Annotated in this window: 18 protein-coding genes and 1 tRNA gene; 12 read left to right on the top strand and 7 right to left on the bottom strand. The window is 56.3% G+C overall.

Features of this window, described 5'->3' with window-relative positions:
- The first annotated feature begins 235 nt into the window (after positions 1-235).
- The gene (locus FHS21_RS03915) at positions 236-2422 is read left to right on the top strand and encodes a CHASE2 domain-containing protein (RefSeq protein ID WP_112526767.1); all 2187 of its coding nucleotides are present in this window, start codon (positions 236-238) and stop codon (positions 2420-2422) included.
- Here the strand turns inward: FHS21_RS03915 and FHS21_RS03910 are convergent.
- From FHS21_RS03910 to FHS21_RS03890, 5 genes are all read right to left on the bottom strand, one after another.
- Positions 2419-3489 (bottom strand): FecR family protein, encoded by a 1071-nt coding sequence (locus FHS21_RS03910; RefSeq protein ID WP_112526765.1) that lies wholly within the window; start codon positions 3487-3489, stop codon positions 2419-2421. The two genes, FHS21_RS03915 and FHS21_RS03910, sit on opposite strands and share 4 nt — an antisense overlap.
- A gap of 227 nt (positions 3490-3716) precedes the next feature.
- The gene (locus FHS21_RS03905; RefSeq protein ID WP_112526763.1) at positions 3717-4103 is read right to left on the bottom strand and encodes a DUF6632 domain-containing protein; all 387 of its coding nucleotides are present in this window, start codon (positions 4101-4103) and stop codon (positions 3717-3719) included.
- A 226-nt stretch (positions 4104-4329) separates the two neighbouring features.
- Positions 4330-4406, bottom strand: a tRNA-Arg gene (locus FHS21_RS03900).
- A gap of 105 nt (positions 4407-4511) precedes the next feature.
- The gene (locus tag FHS21_RS03895; protein ID WP_112526689.1) at positions 4512-5198 is read right to left on the bottom strand and encodes a GNAT family N-acetyltransferase; all 687 of its coding nucleotides are present in this window, start codon (positions 5196-5198) and stop codon (positions 4512-4514) included.
- The gene (locus FHS21_RS03890) at positions 5195-5689 is read right to left on the bottom strand and encodes a MarR family winged helix-turn-helix transcriptional regulator (protein ID WP_112526687.1); all 495 of its coding nucleotides are present in this window, start codon (positions 5687-5689) and stop codon (positions 5195-5197) included. The genes FHS21_RS03895 and FHS21_RS03890 overlap by 4 nt, the downstream gene beginning before the upstream one ends.
- 256 nt (positions 5690-5945) lie before the next feature.
- On the opposite strand from FHS21_RS03890, the gene FHS21_RS03885 reads away from it, so the two are divergent.
- The 10 genes from FHS21_RS03885 to FHS21_RS03840 all read left to right on the top strand — a co-directional run bounded on the left by FHS21_RS03885 (position 5946) and on the right by FHS21_RS03840 (position 14886).
- Positions 5946-6446: a hypothetical protein gene (locus FHS21_RS03885; protein WP_112526685.1), complete on the top strand. Its 501-nt coding sequence runs from the start codon at positions 5946-5948 to the stop codon at positions 6444-6446.
- A 349-nt stretch (positions 6447-6795) separates the two neighbouring features.
- On the top strand, positions 6796-7338 hold the full coding sequence (locus FHS21_RS03880) for a tellurite resistance TerB family protein (protein WP_162701836.1): 543 nt from the start codon (positions 6796-6798) through the stop codon (positions 7336-7338).
- Between the two features lie 149 nt (positions 7339-7487).
- On the top strand, positions 7488-8378 hold the full coding sequence (locus FHS21_RS03875) for a LysR family transcriptional regulator (protein ID WP_112526681.1): 891 nt from the start codon (positions 7488-7490) through the stop codon (positions 8376-8378).
- 132 nt (positions 8379-8510) lie between these two features.
- Positions 8511-9314: a carbon-nitrogen hydrolase family protein gene (locus FHS21_RS03870; RefSeq protein WP_112526852.1), complete on the top strand. Its 804-nt coding sequence runs from the start codon at positions 8511-8513 to the stop codon at positions 9312-9314.
- 11 nt (positions 9315-9325) lie between these two features.
- Positions 9326-9997, top strand: a complete 672-nt coding sequence (locus tag FHS21_RS03865; RefSeq protein WP_112526679.1) for an RraA family protein — start codon at positions 9326-9328, stop codon at positions 9995-9997.
- 35 nt (positions 9998-10032) lie between these two features.
- Positions 10033-11073, top strand: coding sequence for an ABC transporter substrate-binding protein (locus FHS21_RS03860; RefSeq protein ID WP_112526677.1), 1041 nt, complete (start codon positions 10033-10035; stop codon positions 11071-11073).
- A gap of 30 nt (positions 11074-11103) precedes the next feature.
- Entirely contained in the window at positions 11104-12216 is a 1113-nt protein-coding gene (locus FHS21_RS03855) for an ABC transporter ATP-binding protein (protein WP_112526676.1), read from the top strand.
- A complete protein-coding gene (locus FHS21_RS03850; protein WP_162701834.1) occupies positions 12213-13094 on the top strand; it encodes an ABC transporter permease in 882 nt (293 codons plus the stop codon). Before FHS21_RS03855 ends, FHS21_RS03850 begins: the two co-directional genes overlap by 4 nt.
- A gap of 5 nt (positions 13095-13099) precedes the next feature.
- Positions 13100-13933 carry an ABC transporter permease gene (locus FHS21_RS03845; protein ID WP_183661001.1) on the top strand — a complete coding sequence of 278 codons (834 nt, stop codon included), beginning with the start codon at positions 13100-13102 and terminating at the stop codon, positions 13931-13933.
- 272 nt (positions 13934-14205) lie between these two features.
- Positions 14206-14886 (top strand): superoxide dismutase, encoded by a 681-nt coding sequence (locus tag FHS21_RS03840; RefSeq protein WP_112526671.1) that lies wholly within the window; start codon positions 14206-14208, stop codon positions 14884-14886.
- A gap of 53 nt (positions 14887-14939) precedes the next feature.
- On the opposite strand, the gene amaB is transcribed toward FHS21_RS03840, so the two are convergent.
- Entirely contained in the window at positions 14940-16451 is a 1512-nt protein-coding gene (amaB, locus tag FHS21_RS03835; RefSeq protein WP_112551068.1) for an L-piperidine-6-carboxylate dehydrogenase, read from the bottom strand.
- A gap of 82 nt (positions 16452-16533) precedes the next feature.
- Positions 16534-17940, bottom strand: a complete 1407-nt coding sequence (gene hglS / locus FHS21_RS03830) for a 2-oxoadipate dioxygenase/decarboxylase HglS (RefSeq protein WP_112526848.1) — start codon at positions 17938-17940, stop codon at positions 16534-16536.
- A gap of 123 nt (positions 17941-18063) precedes the next feature.
- Between hglS and FHS21_RS03825 the strand changes: the two genes are divergently transcribed.
- Positions 18064-18978 carry a LysR family transcriptional regulator gene (locus FHS21_RS03825; RefSeq protein ID WP_112526665.1) on the top strand — a complete coding sequence of 305 codons (915 nt, stop codon included), beginning with the start codon at positions 18064-18066 and terminating at the stop codon, positions 18976-18978.
- Positions 18979-19043 lie beyond the last annotated feature (65 nt).

Raw genomic sequence — 19043 nt, 5'->3', positions numbered from 1 at the left:
GTACCCAGGGGAGGGCAGGAAGAAGCGTGACTCTCGGCAACCCCTTCGTCAAATCACATTCGGGTGCGCCACTCTTTGCAGTTTGATCGCAATAATGTCCCGATTGCATAGAAGCCAAGAAAAATGCAGCATGCCATTCCTTGGCGCGGCGGCAGGCCATCAGACCGGACTTACTCCTCCGGGTGAGAACTCCTTGTCGTCAGGCTTTCGGTAGAAGGGGTCTGATACGGCATCCATGACGCGCGCGCAGCAAGTTGGCGTACTTATCGGCTTAGCGATCGTAGCGGCGCTCACGATCCTGCGGGCAAGTGACCCGCCGCTGTTGAAGCAGGCCCGCGACCTCACATTCGACGAATATCAGCGCATCGCGCCACGCACGTTCGAGAACCTGCCCGTCAAGGTCGTGGATATAGATGAAGCATCGCTGCGGGAGTTCGGTCAGTGGCCATGGCCGCGGGACCGGCTTGCCACCCTGGTCGACAGGCTCACTGAAATGGGGGCATCTGCAATCGCGTTTGATGTTCTTTTCGCCGAGCCGGACCGTCTATCGCCGCGTACAGTCGTACGAGACGTTGCCGGAATTGATCCCACGCTTCTTGGTCAACTGCCAGATAATGATGAAATTTTTGCTCAAGCGATTGCCGGGAAACCTGTCGTCCTGGGCTTTGGTTTGTCTAATGAAGGGAGTTATCGCCCACAGGTGAAGGCCGGCTTTGCCTTTACAGGTGAAAATCCCGCCGGCGCGCCTCCACGCATCAAGGCCGCGACGCCGTTGCGGCCGGAATTTGAAGCGAATGCCGCCGGTATTGGTCACATCAGCCTCAATCCCGGTGACCCATCAGCGGTCGTTCGCGCGGTTCCGCTTTTCCTGAGCGATGGCGAGCAGCTCTATCCCAACCTTGCACTTGAGGCGCTACGTGTAGCCCAAGGCGCTTCCACCTATGTGCTGGCCGGCGCAACGAACGTGCCGAACACCATAACCATGGTCAAAATCGGTGAATTCGTAGTTCCGGTGACTGCCGAGGGTGAACTATGGCTCTATATCACCCCCGATACCGCCGAGAGATATATTTCAGCCAGGCAGGTGTTGGCGCCTGGAGGCGCCGCTCCCGAGATAAAGAACGCGATCGACGGCAGTATCGTATTTATCGGGACATCCGCTGCCGGGCTTCAGGACATCCGTACCACTGCCCTTGGACAGAACGTGCCTGGCGTTTCGCTACACGCGCAAACCGTCGAGCAGATATTGTCGGGACGATTTCTCTCGCGTCCGGATTGGGCAAATGGGCTCGAAATCCTGTCAATCGCAGCGATGGGAAGTCTGCTGGTGATATTGACGACTTTCGTTAGTCCGGCCGTCGCCCTGGTTTGCGGGCTGCTGATCACGGTCATGGCGCTTGTCGCGTCGTGGCTCGCCTTTTTTTACGCGGGCCTTTTATTTGATCCGCTGGCGCCCATCGTCAGCGGATCGATAACGCATTTTGCAGCGACGTCGTTTCGCTTTCTGGTGATCGACCGCGAACGCCGGGCGGTCAGACGCGCATTTGGTCACTATCTTTCGCCTTCGCTGCTATATCGCATCGAGCACACGCGGAATGCGTTGCGCCTTGGAGGAGACGACCGGGAACTGACGGTTATGTTTGTCGACGTCCGCAACTTTACCGAAATCAGCGAGCGCCTGACCCCAGCAGAAGTCGTATTGTTCCTTAATACGCTTCTCGATGCGCTTAGCCGTCATGTCATTGCCAACGAAGGGACTCTCGACAAGTTTATCGGCGACTCGATAATGGCCTTCTGGAACGCCCCTGTGGACGTAGTCAACCATGCCAACAAAGCGGTCCATGCCGCATTGGCCATGCGTGAGACACTCGCACGCCTCAATCAGGATAATGCGTTTGGCTTTGGAGACGAACAGAAGGTCGGAATAGGTATTGGTATCCATACGGGACTTGCATGCGTCGGAAACATGGGTGCGGAGACACGCTTCAATTATTCCGCCATCGGCGATGCAGTCAACATTGCTGCGCGCATCGAATCCTCGTGCAAGGAGGTCAGCTTCGACATTCTTGTTTCAGACAGCACCGCCGAAATGCTGCCGGGCTATGCTTTGCTTGAAGCAGGCGCCCTCGCCTTGAAAGGGAAAAGTATGCGGACCAGGCTTTTCGCGGTGGTCGGTGATGATAAGATCGGCCGTACTGCCGAATTCGTGCAACTGCAGGCTATCCACGCCCAACTCATCGAAGCTTTGCGGTTGCGGTCTTCAAGCAGTCGTAAATTCTTGCGGATTGTAAAATTGCAGGCAGTGGAACTCACAAGTGGTCTGCCGGAATTCTATCGCCGTATATCGCGCCGCTCCGATCACTTCATCGATCAGCCGGCAGCGAAGGACCGGTCCCCCGGCATTTGTATCAGATCCGGTTAGTTGTTGTTCCAGCTTGATCCATTGCCGTCCCGGTTATTGCGGCCTCCATCGTGATCGTGACGATCCTTACCGCGCCGATCATCATCATGCCTGTCGTGGTGATGACGGTCTTTATCATGGTGCCTGTCGTGATGATGATGCTTGTCATGCTTGTGCGGCCGATCCGGTTTGTCTGGTTTGTCCGGCTTGGATGGCGCATCAGGCGTCCTTGGCGTGGCCGGCGGTGCGGGCGAATCGGGGGCCGCAGCAGGCGGATTGGGGGCTGCAGCAGGCGGATCAGAGGCCCGAAGACTCTGAGGAGCAGGAGGATCAGGAACTCGCGGACTTTGCGGGACGGGACCGGGTGCTCTGGCTGGAGGAAGCGAGCCATTATCCGCAGGCTCCGCTGCGGCCATCGAAAGGCCGCAACCTGTACCAGTTATTCCCAATCCTCCCGAGAGCTTTTGATTGCCCGACAGGAAGGGCAGTGCCTTCGTACTGCCCAACGTCTTGAATATGTTCCGATCGACGCGGCGGGTGTCGGTAACTTGACCATTGGGCTTGGCAACGACACAATCGCAACGGCGCTTCAGTTCTTTGCAGCCGCCCGCGCCGCAAAATCGCGCCGAACCGTTCAAGAGGACGACCGCTGTTGTTCCGTCTGGGCCCACATAGAAGTCGAATGCGGTTCCGCGCACGCCGATCGTTCCGGCAGGGGTCAAAATTTGATAAGCCGACGATTTCGAATTCCCGCTGACCCAGCGAAACGTCCCCTTGGCAGCCTTGATAGTCAATTTCTTGACAGAGTCCGTGTCATCATACACAAACTTGTCAATCGTCACCGACGAGCCCCAACCCACCGCCAGCTTGGTACCGTCACGAAAAAGGAATTGGCCAAGGCCGGACTGAGAGGTCTTGATTTTTTCGTCCCGGTGGACCGGCGTATCCACCGCAATGGGGCCGCCTCCACCAGTTACTTCCGTTTTGATAAGGACAGCCTCACCGACAGGCTCCGCCGCCATCGTCGGCAGCGGGCTTAAAAGCATCATACTGAGCGCCGCTACGGCGGCAGCACGCGAGTACGGCATTGGACCCCCATCTGAAGCCGAACATAGTACATGCGATAGAGACAAGTGTCCCTTCATCCTTATTGGTTAGAGAGATTCTGGATCAGAACTGCCCTGATCTTGCATTGGAGAAGGTCGGCAGGGGTACTCAGCGAGCGTCGACTGTTCAACCGGGATTGGCGCAGTGACGTCAGACTCCGCAAGTCGCGGTCAGATGTAGACGGAGTGCTATACCGACGTTCCGGCCTCTAGCCGTCGTTCGTTGCAGCGTGAGAATACGTCAACCAGGCGAGCACCGCTGCCACGAATAGCAAGGCCGGCACGTCGCCCAGCATATGGCCCATATGCGCGCCCGGGCTGTAGGACTGGACCGCCATGATCAGCGCGTGCACGACACTCGACCAGATCGTGAACTCGATTAGCGACCGATGCGATATGGGATCGCGCGACGCGCGGATCAGAAATATTCCAAGCGTTGCGTATATACCCACGATCATCATGAAATAGTGCGAAGCGCTGGGCGGTCCATCATGCCAGGTCCAACCCGACGGCCAGATAATAGCAAGCGGATAGACCAGACAGAACACGACACCGAAGGCAAACAAAGCTATCTGTAAAAGTTTTAGCCGGGACATGGGCGCGCTACTTTCTTAAGGGACCGAACGGCATTCTTCGTCAGAAGTATATTTAAAACCAGCCATCCATGAAACGTATTGCTCAGGAGTCAGCGGCTGCCCGGCAGAATTATTCGCAATTTATGAAGTGGACCAAATCAGTCTGATTTTCCTGCTTACCTATAAGGGTCGCGTTTTTTTGATTGGCGATTACGTAAGCATATCTATTGGAAATCATTATGTATTTTGGCGCACCCGACAGGATTCGAACCTGTGACCTCTGCCTTCGGAGGGCAGCACTCTATCCAGCTGAGCTACGGGTGCTGATAAGGCGTTGACCCTATATGCGCGAAGCGTTTCTAACCGATGCGGCCCGCCGCTTCAATGGCGAATTTCAGTTGTGCGTCGGGAAATGGAGGGCATTCATCGTCACGCTTGATCAGGACGTTTGATGATGGCGAAGTTCATCTCGGAGCGCACGCGAAAACCCATCGCCTTGTAAAGCGAAATGGCGGGCGTGTTTGTGGCATACACATGGAGGTAGGCAAGCTCATTCCTTGCCGAAATCTCGCCAGCGACGAAACGAAAGAGCATCGTGCCGAGACCGCGACCCTGAAAATCGGGACGGACACAGAGGCCGCTGAGTTCGGCAAAGCCGGGCTGACGCATCCGCTGACCAGCCATGGCGACAAGGCTGCCATCGATCTTGACGCCCCAGAAGTTGCCGAGGCTTTGGGCGTGAAGTGTGAAGGGGCCGGGTTTGGTGAGCGTGGCCAAGGCGAGCATCTCGGCTGAATCGGCTTCGGTCAGCAGTTCGATCCTGCTGTCGCGGATCCGCTCAAAGGCTTGTTCGGCGATCATCTGCACGAGCTTGGCTTCGGAGACAACCGTCAGGCCTTTTGGAACTGTGATGGCTTCGGATTCGACAAGCGCCATGACCTCATGGGCAGTGAGCAAATTCTCCAAGGCCTCCAAGCTTTCGGCCGTATTGTCGGCTGCGGCGGCGAAGGGGACGATGGAGGGTGGATATCGGCGGGCACGCTCACTGCCTTGGGCCAATGCCGAATGGGCGGTTCGAAGGGCGTTCCAAGCTGGGCGGTCGAGAACGTGGCTCATGATTTCTGCTCCTTGTCGAATTTGCCGCGATTGGCAAGTGGCGCATCTGCAAGCCGACTCTCGATTGCTGTCAGTTGTTCCAGGATCGGGCCAGGAAGATCATCACAAAGTTCGCTTACTGCCCGTTCTATGCGCGGCCAGACCAGTCGTTTCGAAAAATCAACGAGTTCCCGGCCCTTCGGCGTCAGCGACACCAGCTTTCGACGCTGATCCTCGACTGAAGTCTGCATGTCGACATATCCCAATTCCTGAAGCTGCGAGATGATGCGGGTGGCACCCGGTTGTGTGATACCGACAGCTTGGGCAAGCTGCCCTGTGGTCAGCGGGCCGGCGCGGTCGATCGCCGCAAGAAAGGGATATTGGGCGGACTGAATGGGGACGCCGAACTCTTCGATGATGCGCTGCGTATCAGCCTGAAGGCGTTCGCCGATACGGCGGAAGCGGCTGCCGAGGCAGAGGAACCCCAACGATTTGACGATATCTTCAACCAAGATGTTTCCTCGCGACAAATTGTATAACAAGTTATATAATACGTTATAAAACCGAAAACAAGAGTGACGGCAGAATGCACCGATGCGGGCCAATCCTGTCATGCACCTGACGCGTGGGAAGTATAATGTCCCGCACCGATGCAACCTTGGGCCAAGGCGAACTTTGCGTTGATTCCCACCTCGCATGGCGTAATGATGTCTCACAGGTGCTTGGCTGGGCTATAAAGGCCTTACTGACAGAAAAGGGAAAATTCCCATGGCGACCAAGACAGATTTCACCGCAGAGGAATGGAGCGAAGTGCTTGGCAGCGTCATGATGGCGGGGATGGCCGTTACGCTGGCCGATCCAAGCGGCCTCATCGGCATGACCCAAGAAGGGCTGGCCAGTGGCAGTGCACTGGTCGCGGCCAAGACCGATCCGAATTCAAACACCTTGATCAAGTCGGTGGTATCCGACTTCGAGACGTCCGAGGGACGCACAGCGGCGCGCGGACTGATCAAAAACAAGCTTGCGGGCAAGCAGGCTGCCGAGATGAAGGGCGCTATCCTGGAAACGCTCAGCCAAACCGTCGCGCTCGTTGACGCGAAAGCTCCAGATGACGCTGCCGGATTCAAGGCTTGGCTTTATAGCATCAGTGAACGCGTGGCGAATGCAGCCAGCGAAGGTGGTTTCATGGGTTTTGGCGGCGTGCGGGTGAGCGACGCGGAAAAAGCCACTCTGGGCGAGATTTCGAAAGCGCTTAAGCTTACGGCTTGAACGGCCAGATCAACATTAGCGGGAGGACGTTTCAATGGCCAGCAACCAATCAGTGCTAGAGCAGATGCTTCAAGCCGCCCTGCAGGGAGGTGGACTCCGCGCGGGCCAAGGAACGAATACGCCTAGCCAGCCGGCGCCGAGCGGGTCGGGCAATCTTAGCGATATTTTGGGAAGCCTGTTGGGCGGGAGCCCAGCAGCGGGTGGGGGCGGGGCAACCGTGGGACGATCGGTTCCTGCTGGCAACGGTGGGCTTAGCGACATTCTGGGCAGTCTCCTAGGGGGTGCAGCGGCCGGCAACGGCGCGAGCAGTGGCAGCGCTCCAACGAGATCGCCCCAGCCGCAGGCCCAAATGCCACAAAAGGCAGGAACGAACGATCTCGCCCGCTATGGCGGCATGGCGGTGATCGGCGTACTCGCCTACCAGGTGTTCAAGCGATATCAGCAAGCAGGACAGTCGGGAGCAAAGTCGTCCGGAATAGATACGGCTGCAGTGGCGCCGCCGGCCGACAATGGTTTTCATCCAGCGCAGGCGCCAGGGGGTGCCGATGCCCTCTCCGGTGTGTTCGTCAAGGCAATGGTGGCCGCGACACAAGCCGATGGCGTCATCGACGAAGATGAACAGCGCAACTTGGCCGGGCGCCTTGATCAGCTCGGTATCAGTTCCGCTGATCGCCGCGGCTTGGCGGAACAGCTGACGACGCCTGTGGATCTTCGAGAGATCCTGAACGCCGCGACTTCGCCGGAGGTAGCGCTTCAGATTTACATGGCTTCAGTTCTGGCGATAGCGGTCGATACACCCGCTGAGAAAAATTACCTCGACGGGCTCGCGCGTGCTCTTAAGATCGATCCAAGGCTAAAGGTACAGGTCGAGCAAACTCTGGGGCGCGCCTGACGCGCCCCGTTTGGAGCTGCGGTCTATAGCAGGCAGCACGTGATCCACCAGGAACGGCCTCGCTCTCTGCATCGTGCAAGTTCGACATAGTTCGCCATTGGCATCACGCTTCGTTTGCGTGAAGATGGCCGCAGAAAGAGTCGAACACCATGAACCTGCGCTTCGTCGAAACATTCCTCTGGATCGTCCGCCTCGGCAGTTTTAGTGCCGCTGCGGAGAAATTGAATACAACTCAGGCTTCGATCTCCAACCGCATTGCCACACTCGAACGCGAACTTGGCGTTCAGCTGTTTGATCGCGACATGCGCACTGTAAAACTGACACCTGTTGGCCAGCAGGCGGTGTCCAAAGCCGAAGAAATTGTGAAAGCTGTCGGAGAATTTCGCGAGGCGATTGCCGATCCCACCAGCCTGAAAGGTTCAGTCAGCATCGGCACGATCGACTCCATCGTCCACTCGTTTCTGCCACACCTCGTAGAGCGTGTCCAAGAGCGCTATCCGGGGATTGCCATCGATCTCAACGTCGACACCAGCCTCAATATGGCGCGGGAAATCATTGAACGAAAAATTGACCTGGCGTTGATCATGGGACCGGCGCTTGATCACGGATTGGTCAATATCGATCTCGGAACCTATCGTTGCGTCTGGGTCGCGAGCCCCAAATACGGCTTGGTAGGCAAGAAACTCACACTCGCCGACCTTGCGAGCTACCCCTTGCTGGCCTTCTCAAAAGGCAGTGTTCCCCATCATGGGCTGTTGCAGCAATTTCGTGAAGCGGGGCTTGAAGCACCGGCGATCTCGAACTCGAATTCGCTTGCCACCATTATGCGCCTTGCCAAAGATGGCCTTGGCGTTGCGCCTTTGCCGCGCGTCATTCTCGGCGAATATGTCGATGCAGGTGCACTGGAGATTCTTGACGTTACGCCAGCGTTTCATCCTCTGACATTTCATGCGGTCTATGCCGATCACCCGGACAGTCTTCTTCCGTCCATCATTGCCCAGATGGCAGCTGAAGTATCGCTCTGCATGGCGGACGCGTAAGAGCATTCTGACGGAACGCGACAGCGGGCCACGTATGCATAAGAAAAATCTATAGGATTGCTCAATTATTTCGAGTTTGTCTCACCACGATATTTTTCGCACGATCCCTTCACCGAAAATGGAGGTATGAGCGTGAAAGTCAGTCTAGTACAAATGAACTCGCAAGACAGCAAGGCCGCAAATCTGGACACGGCGGCACGTCTGATCAACGAAACCGTTGAGAATGATGCACCAGACCTCATCGTATTACCCGAATACTATGCTTTCCTTGGTGAAGGCCGGGACAACATCTACGCCAATGGCGAGACGTTTCCGGATGGCGACGGCTACCGGCTGATGTCAGGACTGGCGGCAAAACATAGCGTCACAATTCACGCTGGCAGCATCGTCGAACAGGATGGCAACAAATATTACAACACGACGATTGTCTTTGGCCCTGACGGTAAGGAACTGGCGAAATACCGCAAGATTCACCTGTTCGATGTGGATACGCCAGGCGGCACGGTCTACCGCGAGTCAGATACGATCAGTCGCGGCGAGGACGTTGTAACTTACCAAGTTGGTGACACAAAGGTCGGTTGTGCCATTTGCTATGACGTCCGCTTCCCCGAACTGTTCCGCAAACTGCGTGACGAGGGCGCCGAAGTCATCGTCCTTCCCGCTGCCTTCACCCTGATGACCGGCAAGGATCATTGGGAAGTGCTTGCCCGTGCCCGTGCCATCGAAACGCAGACCTATTTCCTTGCTGTTGGGCAGACGCTTTCCCACGCCGAGGGACGCAAATGGTGCTGGGGTCATTCCATGGTCATCGATCCATGGGGCCATATCGTGGCGCAATGCTCAGATGGTGTCGGAACCACCAGCTCCAAACTGGACCTCGGCTACATCAGCAAAGTGCGCGGCGATGTCCCAGTTGCTCGCCACCACGTCCTTTGAGAGGTCAGACCATGTTTGAAGTCAATGAAATGCCACGTCAGATCGATGCTGATTTGATCAAGCTCATGGAACGGGTCGAGACAGCCACGATTGGACACTTCCTGCATTCGGGATTCGTCGATCGGGAGATTCGCGCCGTTCTGCCGGAAAAACGTGTAGCCGGAACGGCTGTCACCATCCGGATTCCGCATGCGGATTCGACTATCCTGCATTACCTGACCAAGATTGTCCGTCCTGGCGATTTCGTCGCGATCGAACGGTGCGGCGACAATCGCCATGCCTGCTGGGGCGGCGTTGTGACACATGCCATGAAGCTGGCCGGCGTTGTCGGCGCGGTAATCGATGGCCCGGCCACGGATTTCTCCGAAATCCGCAAGGTGGAAATGCCCATGTGGTGCCGTGGACCGTCACCGATAACGACCAAAATTCTGGGCCTGGAAGGGGCGATTAACGTCCCGGTTACGGTCGGTGGTCAAGTTATCAAACCTGGCGATGCAATCATCGCCGATGAAAGTGGTGTCGTAGTCCTGGCACCATCCCAGGCACGGGCTGCCGCGGAGAAAGCGCTCGGCATGCAGGAAAACGAAATCCTGTTGCTCGAACGCTTGCGTAAAGGCGAATTTCTTCCCGACATTTCGGGAGCTACGAAAATCGTGGAGGGCCAGAAGCGCCAGGTCGCCTGATCGATAACAGTCAACTCATAAAAACAGGGAACGAGATGATGTTTGCAAGACTTTCAATTGCTGTTTCAGCACTCACAATCGCTGCGGTCAGCAGCGCTTCGGCGGAGACTGTAACGCTGACGGCCTATAGCGGTATATTTCAAGAACACTATACGAAGGCCGTCATCGAGCCGTTCATGAAAAAATATCCCGATATCACCGTGCAGTTCTATAGCATGCCGAACTCGGCGCAGATGCTCGGAACCCTGCGTGCGCAGAAGAGCAGCCCGCAAATAGATGTGGCAATCCTTGATGTGAGTGTGGCGAAGGCGGGCACGGATGAGGGCCTGTTCGACAAGGTCGATGAAAGTGTGTCTGCAAACGTCAAGGATCTTTACCCGAACGCTCACGCCGAAGGTGTTGCAGGCGTCGGCGTTACCTTCGACAATCTGGTGATCATCTACAACACTGACCAGGTGAAGACAGCGCCGACGTCCTGGAACGCCCTTTGGGACAAGCAGTATGAAGGAAAGGTGATCATACAGGCTGCCCCGGATATTCAAGGAACAACATTTACGATCATTTCGAACAAGCTTGCCGGCGGCGGAGATTACAAGACCGACGTTTCGGCAGGCATCGCAAAGATTGGTGAACTCGCTCCGGGCGTGCAGACCTGGGATCCGAAGCCAGATGTTTACGCTCCAATCGCCAACGGACAGGCCGCTTTGGGTATCGGCTGGAATGCGCGCGCTCAGATTTACTCCGGGACCTCTGGTGGAAAACTGGGCGTTGCCCTGCCGGAAGAGGGGAGCGGGTTCCAGATCAATACGATCAATCTCGTGAAGAACGCCCCGGCGGGCGAAGCTGCGAAGAAATTCATCGACTACGCGCTCAGCCCTGAAGCCCAAGCGGCATTCACCAGCGAAATGTTCTATGCTCCCACAAATTCCAAAACTGTCATTGCACAAGATGCTTTGAAGCGCACCGCCGCAGACGATATGGATAAGATGATCGATATCGATTGGCTGGCAGTGGCGAAAGTGCGCGATGGCATCACCGAGCAATGGCGTCGTCGCATCATTCCGCTCAGCCGCTAGAGTTCAAGCCGTAAAAATTTGGAGGCTACCATGATGCATCAGACCATCAAACGCGATGGCGTTGAAACGATTGGCAACCCACACCTCAGCCTGGAAGGTATCAATAAGAAATACGGTCTTGTCGAAGTCATCTCAAATCTGAATCTCGAGGTCCGGAAGGGCGAACTCATTGCCCTGCTGGGTCCTTCTGGATGCGGCAAGACCACCACTCTTCGCATGATTGCCGGACTGATCGCTCCTTCGGCTGGAAAGATTGCTGTCGGGGGACGCGATGTAACTCATATCGCGCCGCATGGCAGGGACATGGGCCTGGTCTTTCAAAGTTATGCGCTGTTTCCGCATATGACCGTAGCGAAGAATGTCGCGTTCGGTCTGGAAATGCGCGGCCTGTCGCGTGCCGATATTGCCAATAAGGTGGCCAAGGCGCTCTCCATGGTCCAGCTTGAACATCTTGCCGAGCGAAAACCACGGGAACTTTCCGGCGGCCAGCAGCAGCGCGTGGCGTTGGCTCGCGCTCTCGTCATTGAACCGTCGATACTTCTGCTCGATGAACCGCTCTCAAATCTCGATGCAAAACTGCGCGATGAAATGCGGACCCAGATCCGGGACATACAGCAGCAGCTGGGCATTACGACGGTTTTTGTGACACATGATCAGGTCGAAGCGTTGAGCATGTGTGATCGCATCGTGGTCATGAAAGGCGGACTGATTGAACAAGTTGGCACGCCGCATGAGATCTACGAGCGGCCGGCGACACCTTTTGTCGCTTCCTTTGTCGGTCGCACGAACCGGGTCAAGGGCAAGCGCACGGCAGACGGCTGCATACGAATTGGTTCATCGATGATCCGGTCGGCCACACCGGCCGGGCAGGACGACGTTGTGGTGATGGTGCGCCCGCACCGAATTCATATCGATTGGAACGCAACGTCAACGGAACAAGATGAAACGGCAAACCGAACGGCCGCTGTGCTCTCGCGTATTACCTTTATCGGCGACGTCATACAGTATCATTTTGATGTCGACGGTTCCGAATTCATCGTCGAAGAGTCGACCAAAAAATCCCAGTCCAGCCATCGCCACGGGGACAAAGCCGTCCTCTCCTGGAGCGTGGAGGACACGCTCGTCTTCGGAGCGGATCAATGACGACGGCAACCTTCGATATGCCTGTCGGCGCACAGAAACCCTCCAGCACTGCCGGTATCGCTGTTGCCCTGCTGTTGCCAATCGCCCTGGTCAACGCCATCGGATTTATTCTTCCGGTTTTCAATCTGGCACGAATGTCCTTCAACGAAGCCTTGCCTGGCGGCGGTATTGCAGAGGCTTTCACGGCCGCCAACTGGACCGGGCTGCTTCAGGACAGTTTTTATATCGAACTGATCCTGAATTCGATCATGGTCAGTTTAGGGATTACCCTCGCAACCCTGTTGGTGAGCTATCCGATAGCGCTATATCTTCATCGCGCGTCCGGTGCATGGCGGACATTCTTGACGGTGCTCGTCATTTCACCGCTCCTGACCTCAGCCGTCGTGCGCACCTATGGCTGGATTGCGCTGCTTGCCGAACAGGGCCCGGTTGCCAATGTGATTGCGTCAATGGGCTTTCAGCCGCCGCGTATGATGTTCAACACCACCGGCGTCGTCATTGGACTGACCGAGATATTGATGCCCTATATGATCTTGTCGTTGATGGCTGGATTCGGCCGGCTCGACCCCAAGGTAGAGGAGGCGGCCCGAACGCTCGGCGCGACACCTTTCAGGACCTTCTGGCGCGTTATTTTGCCTCTGACACTACCGGGTATCGCCCTTGGCTGCCTTCTTTGCTTTGTTCTCTCCATCTCCTCCTTCATCACACCGAAGCTGATGGGCGGCGGACGGGTGTTCTTGCTGGCGACGGAAATCTACGATCAGGCAATCGTGACATTGAACTGGCCGCTGGCTGCGACACTGTCAATGCTCGTGCTTATCATTTTCGGAGCTGCATTGGCTGTTTATTCGCGCGTGCTGCGCATGATTGAAGGGTAACGGTAATGGAAGATAATCCCACCTCCTGGTTTATGCGTATCACCGTAACCATCCTGTTCCTGTTTCTTCTGGCACCGGTCCTGCTTGTGTTTCCGATCTCCTTCAGTGGTGACCAGATCCTCGCCTTCCCGCCGAGCTCGTGGTCGCTGCGGTGGTATGAGGCCCTGCTCGGAAACAACGTCATGATGTCGGCGTTTCTGACAAGTCTCGGGCTTGCAAGTGTTGTTACTGTCTTGTCGTTGATTATCGCAATTCCCGCGTCCTATGCGATTGTCCGGTTGAAGGTCACGGGATCGGAGTTCCTGTTCAATCTTTTCACTGCCCCGTTGCTGTTGCCGACAATCGTTCTCGGGTTAGCCATCCTGATCATTTTTGCGTCGATGGGTCTCCTGGCAACGTTTACAGGCCTCGTGATCGGCCATCTGGTGATCACGCTTCCCTATGCATTGCGAGTGCTCTCCGTGTCGCTCGGCAATCTCAGCCTTGCGTGTGAAGAGGCAGCTTCGTCGCTCGGAGCCAAACCTCTCGCTGTTTTCGGCAAGGTCACCCTGCCGATGATGGCGCCGGGCATAGTCGCCGCGACCGCGCTCTGTTTCCTCGTTTCATTTGACGAAGTGGTCATTACGCTGTTCCTGACGGGACCCAGAATGACCACGTTGCCCGTTGAGCTGTTCCATCACGTCGAGAGCCAGGCTGACCCGTTGGTTGCAAGCGTTTCAGTTCTTCTGATCCTGATGACGCTGGCAGTGGTCATGATCGTGGACCGGACAATGGGTCTGACGAAGGCAATGGCCTCGGGCCGCGCCGTCTCTATGTCCACCGTTGCTGATGCGACGTGAACAAAGCGGATGCGCCGGTGATGAGCCCGAGGTTGCGCGACAGGCTAAGCAGCCCTGAAACGACCCCCGGGCTGCGCGGATGCTTGCGGGATGTTTGCGCGGGGTCCATCGATGGGGGCTGTCCTGAGCGCCGAGAAATCGATCACGGAGAGGTTGCTTTGGCGCTTCGCCATCACAAACATGTTAAAGCAGTTGGGCGCCATTTATGAGATATCTCGCCATTTATGAGATATCTATTGGCTTGCGTCCGTAGACGATCGAAGGAGATTAATATGCAGATGAACCGACGCCATGTCCTGGCGATTTCCGGAGCCGCTGCTGCGACAACGCTCTTTGCCCCAGCCATCAAGGCTCGCGCAGCCGCGCCTTTCAAACAGCCGGAACTGCCTTACGCGGAAGACGCGCTTGCGCCGGTGATTTCGGCGAGAACGGTTGGCCTCCATTATGGCAAGCATCACGCCGGTTACTTCAAGAAACTCAATACCTTGGTTGAAAAGACGCCTTATACAGACCTCTCACTTGAGGAGGTTGTCGTTCGCGCAAAAAAAGATGGTGACACTGCGATCTTCAACAATGCGGCGCAGGCATGGAATCACAATCTTTATTGGCAGCAGTTCAAAGGCGGATCTGCCGCACCCAAGGGCGCATTTCTCCAAGCCATCGAAAAGGACTTTGGCGGGTTTGACGAACTGAAGAAGAAGATGACCGCCGAGGGCGACAATGTGTTCGGCACAGGTTGGATATGGCTGGTCAAGGATGGTGACAAGCTCTCAATAGTTGGGATGCAGGATGCCGGTGATCCGCTCGCAGAGGGCAAGAAAGCGCTGCTCGGTATCGATGTCTGGGAGCATGCCTACTATCTCGATTATGAAAACCGCCGCCCGGAACACGTCGCTGCAGTTCTCGGCAAGCTTGTTAACTGGGAATTTGTCGGCGAACAATTTCAGGCATGATATTCCGTGCACTGCGCCGTCCCCCGTTTCCGGGGAACGGCGTTGAAATCTGATTAGTCGATGTCGAAGGATACGCCCTGCGCGAGGGGAAGGGCTGACGAATAGTTCACCGTGTTCGTGGCACGGCGCATATAGGCCTTCCATGCGTCCGATCCGGATTCGCGCCCGCCACCCGTTTCCTTCTCGCCGCCAAAGGCACCGCCGATTTCAGCGCCGGATGTGCCGATATTGACGTTGGCGATACCGCAGTCTGACCCGTCAGCGCTGAGGAAACGTTCGGCTTCCTGCAGATTGAGTGTGAAGATTGAAGACGAAAGTCCGGCTCCGACTGCATTATGATCGGCGATCGCTTTGTCGAAATCGCGGTATTTTATGACATAGAGGATAGGAGCGAAGGTTTCTTCAGTGACCGGCCCATCCTGTTTTGGCATTTCAACAAGAGCTGGACGGACATAATAGGCATTGTCGTATCCGGTATCGATGCGCGCACCGCCCGTTACCTTGCCGCCATGATCGATTGCTTGCCTCAGCGCCTTTTGCATATTGTCATAGGCTGCCTTGTCGATGAGCGGACCAACCAATGCCGATGTGTCAAGCGGGCTGCCGACGGAAACACTCTCATAGGCCTTCTTCAGGCGAGGCACGAGTGTTTCATAGACGCTTTCATGTACGAAAAGACGGCGAAGGCTCGTACAACGCTGACCGGCGGTTCCCATTGCACCGAAGGCAATAGCACGCAGTGCCATGTCGAGATCGGCCGAGGGGCAGACGATGCCGGCATTGTTGCCACCAAGCTCGAGGATCGAGCGGGCGAAACGCTTGGCGAGACGCGGCCCGACCTCACGGCCCATGCGGGTCGATCCCGTCGCCGACACGAGCGCAACCTTCGGATGATCGACGAGTGTCTCGCCAACGGTGCGGTCGCCCATCAGCACCTGGGTAAGACCGGCGGGAACATCTCCAAAACGCTTGGCGGCGCGCTCAAAGATGGCCTGGCATGCAAGCGCGGTCAGAGGTGTTTTTTCCGATGGTTTCCAGACAACGGCATTGCCGCAGACGAGTGCGAGCGCCGTGTTCCATGACCAGACGGCAACCGGGAAATTGAAAGCGGAGATAACCCCCACGACGCCAAGCGGATGCCAGGTTTCCATCATGCGATGTCCGGGACGTTCGGTTGCGATTGTCAGGCCGTAGAGCTGGCGCGACAAGCCGACAGCAAAATCGCAAATGTCGATCATTTCCTGTACTTCGCCGAGGCCCTCGGACGGGATCTTACCAGCCTCGATCGAAACGAGGCGGCCGAGTTCACCCTTCAGCGCGCGCAACTCCTCGCCGAACAGACGCACGAGCTCGCCGCGCCTTGGGGCGGGAACCAGACGCCATTCGCGGAACGCCGCATCAGCCTGTTCGATTGTCTTTGCCGTATCGTCTGCCGAATGAACTACGATATCGGCGATTTTCTCTCCGCTGACGGGACTAAAAGAAGGCATATTGCCTCCGGTATAAGCGGATTCAGCTACGCCGAGCTTGGAAAGGAGTGTTTTTACTTCTTGAGCAATGGTCATCTTGCTTCCTTTTTTGTCTGTTTGCCTGCCGGTTTTGGGGCAGTTTTTATCAGGCGGCTCGAATTTTTGATACAGCCGCTGCTCAGCTTGCGAGCGCGATGGGTTTGAAGTGTCTCAGGCAGGCATCGATAGATGCCTTTTCAAGACTTTCATAATGCGCGAATTCATCCAGAACCGGTACGCCAAGCTGCTCCTCGAATTCCCGCTGACTAGGGCTTGCTGTGAATTTCTGGCTCGCATCGTCGCCGAGATTGGATTGGAAAATTCCGGCGGCACTCACCGGCAGAAAATCCTCATAGACGATCGGGTCGAACTGGACGGCGCCCATCGCGACGAGGGTTTCGATGTTGGCAGCTTCGCGAGGCGACAGCGTGTTCAGCGGAAAGCACTCGACGACAGAACAGCGGAAATAACCGAGCCCATTGATGCGGATATCATTCCAATCATCCGGGAAGGCTTTGAACGCATCAGCCAGTGCAGCAACGTAGGCTTCGGCATTCGAACCATCGGCGGCAGGGCGAACTACTTCACGCGATTTGGCCAGGAGTTGGTCGTAGAGCGCGCGACCTTTAGGTGTCAGCGCAATGCCACGCTGCTCGATTTCGCCGAAGCGGGCCGTATGCGAGCCGGCTTCCCATTGGCCTTGAGCGTTGCGAAACGAGACGTTTTCCTCAAGCGCCTTGAAAGAGGTCTGGCGCAGGAGAATGGGACAGGCCCGGGTCGGAGGGCCTTCGATGACTGCCTTGGGCGAAATACCGTGTGCTGGCATCAGGTCCTGAACGGCATCGATATCCAATGTGCGCGGCGTCAGATGATTGATGTGCGGCCCCTTGAAAGACACGACATCGGCGATCAGCCGGTGCGCATCGTGCAGGCGGTCATAAAGCTCACCGCTAACGCTGGCATGATCGTGCCAACGGAAGGTTTCGAGGATTTCCTGTACGAAAAGCGCCGCATCGTCAGCGTTGAGGCCACCTTCAGTCTCGGCTTTCTCAATGAGAGAAATCGCCTCTGCAGTAAAAATCTGCCGTGCTTCGAGGACCTTCCGGGCTTCATCGCGAAGCTCTGGATTCGCAACGAGATCGAGCCGCAGCAATGAGGTAAAAACCCGAAACGGATTGATCTTCAACGACGCATCGCTTGACGGCCGAAAGGCGGTTGAATGGACGGGAACGCCGGCCTCACTCAGATCGTAATAACCGACTGGATACATGCCCATGATGGCGAACACCCGACGCAGCATGGCGAGTTCTGCCGGCGTGCCGACGCGGATAGCGCCGTGTCGCTCTTCCGAAATACGGTCAAGCGTGTCGGTTTGCTCCAGGCGATGTCTCAATTCCGGCGATGCGGCAAGCGTTTGTGCGTTCACTTTCGCGACAAGCGACAGAAGTGTTCCATAGGCGGGAACTTCCGTCCGGTACATGGATGACATGGCTGAAGAAAAAGATGCCCGGATAGCATCTGTCGAGACAAAACTTGTTGATTTCACAATGATGGTTCCGTTGCAGTGGTGCGACAGCAAATTTCATCGCCGTCATGCTTAAACTGGATTATAGATAAGATAATGACCCGCGGATTGCGATGATTCAAACTGGGTTGATGCGAGAAACGAATGAAGTTAAGCCGCAGATTGATCCCGGACATCGATATTCTGCAGACATTCGAATGTGCGGCGCGGCATGGTAGTTTTACTCAAGCGGCGAGAGAGCTCAATCTTACGCAGAGTGCTGTAAGCCGGCAGATGAGTGAACTTGAAGGCCAAATCGGCGTGCTGTTGTTCGAGCGCATTCGTCAGCGTGTTGTTCTTTCCGATGCAGGGCAGAAGTTTCTTCCGGAAGTACGGCGCCTGCTTGGTTTGACTGAAGAGACGATGCTGCGTGCCATGGCGGCGTCACAGTCGGCATCCTCCCTGAATATCGCCACGCTGCCTACCTTCGGCAGCCGCTGGTTGATGCCAAGGCTCCCCGATTTCTTGCGCCGCCATCCCGAAATGGCGCTCAGCGTCGCATCGCGGTCGGAACCCTTCGATTTCGAGGAGGAGCCATTCGATCTGGCGATCCATTATGGACAACCGGTCTGGGCGCATGCCACATGCACGTATCTATGCAGCGAGTTGATTGTACCCGTGGGGAGCCCGGAGCTTTGCGCCGCAAACCCCGTAAAGACACCAGCTGAGCTGGCGAGCTCCGCGCCATTGCTGCATCTCTCGACCCGGCCCAAGGCTTGGGCCTCCTGGTTCGAAACAGTGCAGGCAGAGATTGCCACGCCCTACAAGGGGCATCGTTTCGAACATTTCTCCATGGTTATAGAGGCGGCGCTTGCCGGTCTGGGCTTCGCGTTGCTGCCCCGTTATTTGATTGAGCAAGAGGTCGCATCAGGGCGTTTGCTCGTGCTGTTCGAGCAGCCACTCCAGACCGAGAATAGCTACTATCTTGTGGTGCCCGACCACAAAAAGGAGAACGTTTTGGCACAAAGCTTCTTCACCTGGATAGCCGATCAGGTCACCGAACGACCGACGCGACCCTAATCATTCGATAACCGCATCATGTCTTCAAGAAATTTCATTTCCGTTGGCAAGATCACACCCTATAA

Origin of the sequence: Phyllobacterium trifolii (genome assembly GCF_014192095.1) — a bacterium.
Lineage (GTDB): Bacteria > Pseudomonadota > Alphaproteobacteria > Rhizobiales > Rhizobiaceae > Phyllobacterium > Phyllobacterium trifolii.
Note: the sequence above shows the minus strand (reverse complement) of the source record. Positions and strands in the feature narration are given on the sequence as shown.

Coding starts and splice junctions, on each gene's coding strand:
- FHS21_RS03915 (WP_112526767.1), top strand. CDS start 236: ATGACGCGCGCGCAGCAAGTTGGCGTACTTATCGGCTTAGCGATCGTA.
- FHS21_RS03910 (WP_112526765.1), bottom strand. CDS start 3,489: ATGCCGTACTCGCGTGCTGCCGCCGTAGCGGCGCTCAGTATGATGCTT.
- FHS21_RS03905 (WP_112526763.1), bottom strand. CDS start 4,103: ATGTCCCGGCTAAAACTTTTACAGATAGCTTTGTTTGCCTTCGGTGTC.
- FHS21_RS03895 (WP_112526689.1), bottom strand. CDS start 5,198: ATGAGCCACGTTCTCGACCGCCCAGCTTGGAACGCCCTTCGAACCGCC.
- FHS21_RS03885 (WP_112526685.1), top strand. CDS start 5,946: ATGGCGACCAAGACAGATTTCACCGCAGAGGAATGGAGCGAAGTGCTT.
- FHS21_RS03880 (WP_162701836.1), top strand. CDS start 6,796: ATGCCACAAAAGGCAGGAACGAACGATCTCGCCCGCTATGGCGGCATG.
- FHS21_RS03875 (WP_112526681.1), top strand. CDS start 7,488: ATGAACCTGCGCTTCGTCGAAACATTCCTCTGGATCGTCCGCCTCGGC.
- FHS21_RS03865 (WP_112526679.1), top strand. CDS start 9,326: ATGTTTGAAGTCAATGAAATGCCACGTCAGATCGATGCTGATTTGATC.
- FHS21_RS03860 (WP_112526677.1), top strand. CDS start 10,033: ATGATGTTTGCAAGACTTTCAATTGCTGTTTCAGCACTCACAATCGCT.
- FHS21_RS03855 (WP_112526676.1), top strand. CDS start 11,104: ATGATGCATCAGACCATCAAACGCGATGGCGTTGAAACGATTGGCAAC.
- FHS21_RS03850 (WP_162701834.1), top strand. CDS start 12,213: ATGACGACGGCAACCTTCGATATGCCTGTCGGCGCACAGAAACCCTCC.
- FHS21_RS03845 (WP_183661001.1), top strand. CDS start 13,100: ATGGAAGATAATCCCACCTCCTGGTTTATGCGTATCACCGTAACCATC.
- FHS21_RS03840 (WP_112526671.1), top strand. CDS start 14,206: ATGCAGATGAACCGACGCCATGTCCTGGCGATTTCCGGAGCCGCTGCT.
- amaB (WP_112551068.1), bottom strand. CDS start 16,451: ATGACCATTGCTCAAGAAGTAAAAACACTCCTTTCCAAGCTCGGCGTA.
- FHS21_RS03825 (WP_112526665.1), top strand. CDS start 18,064: ATGAAGTTAAGCCGCAGATTGATCCCGGACATCGATATTCTGCAGACA.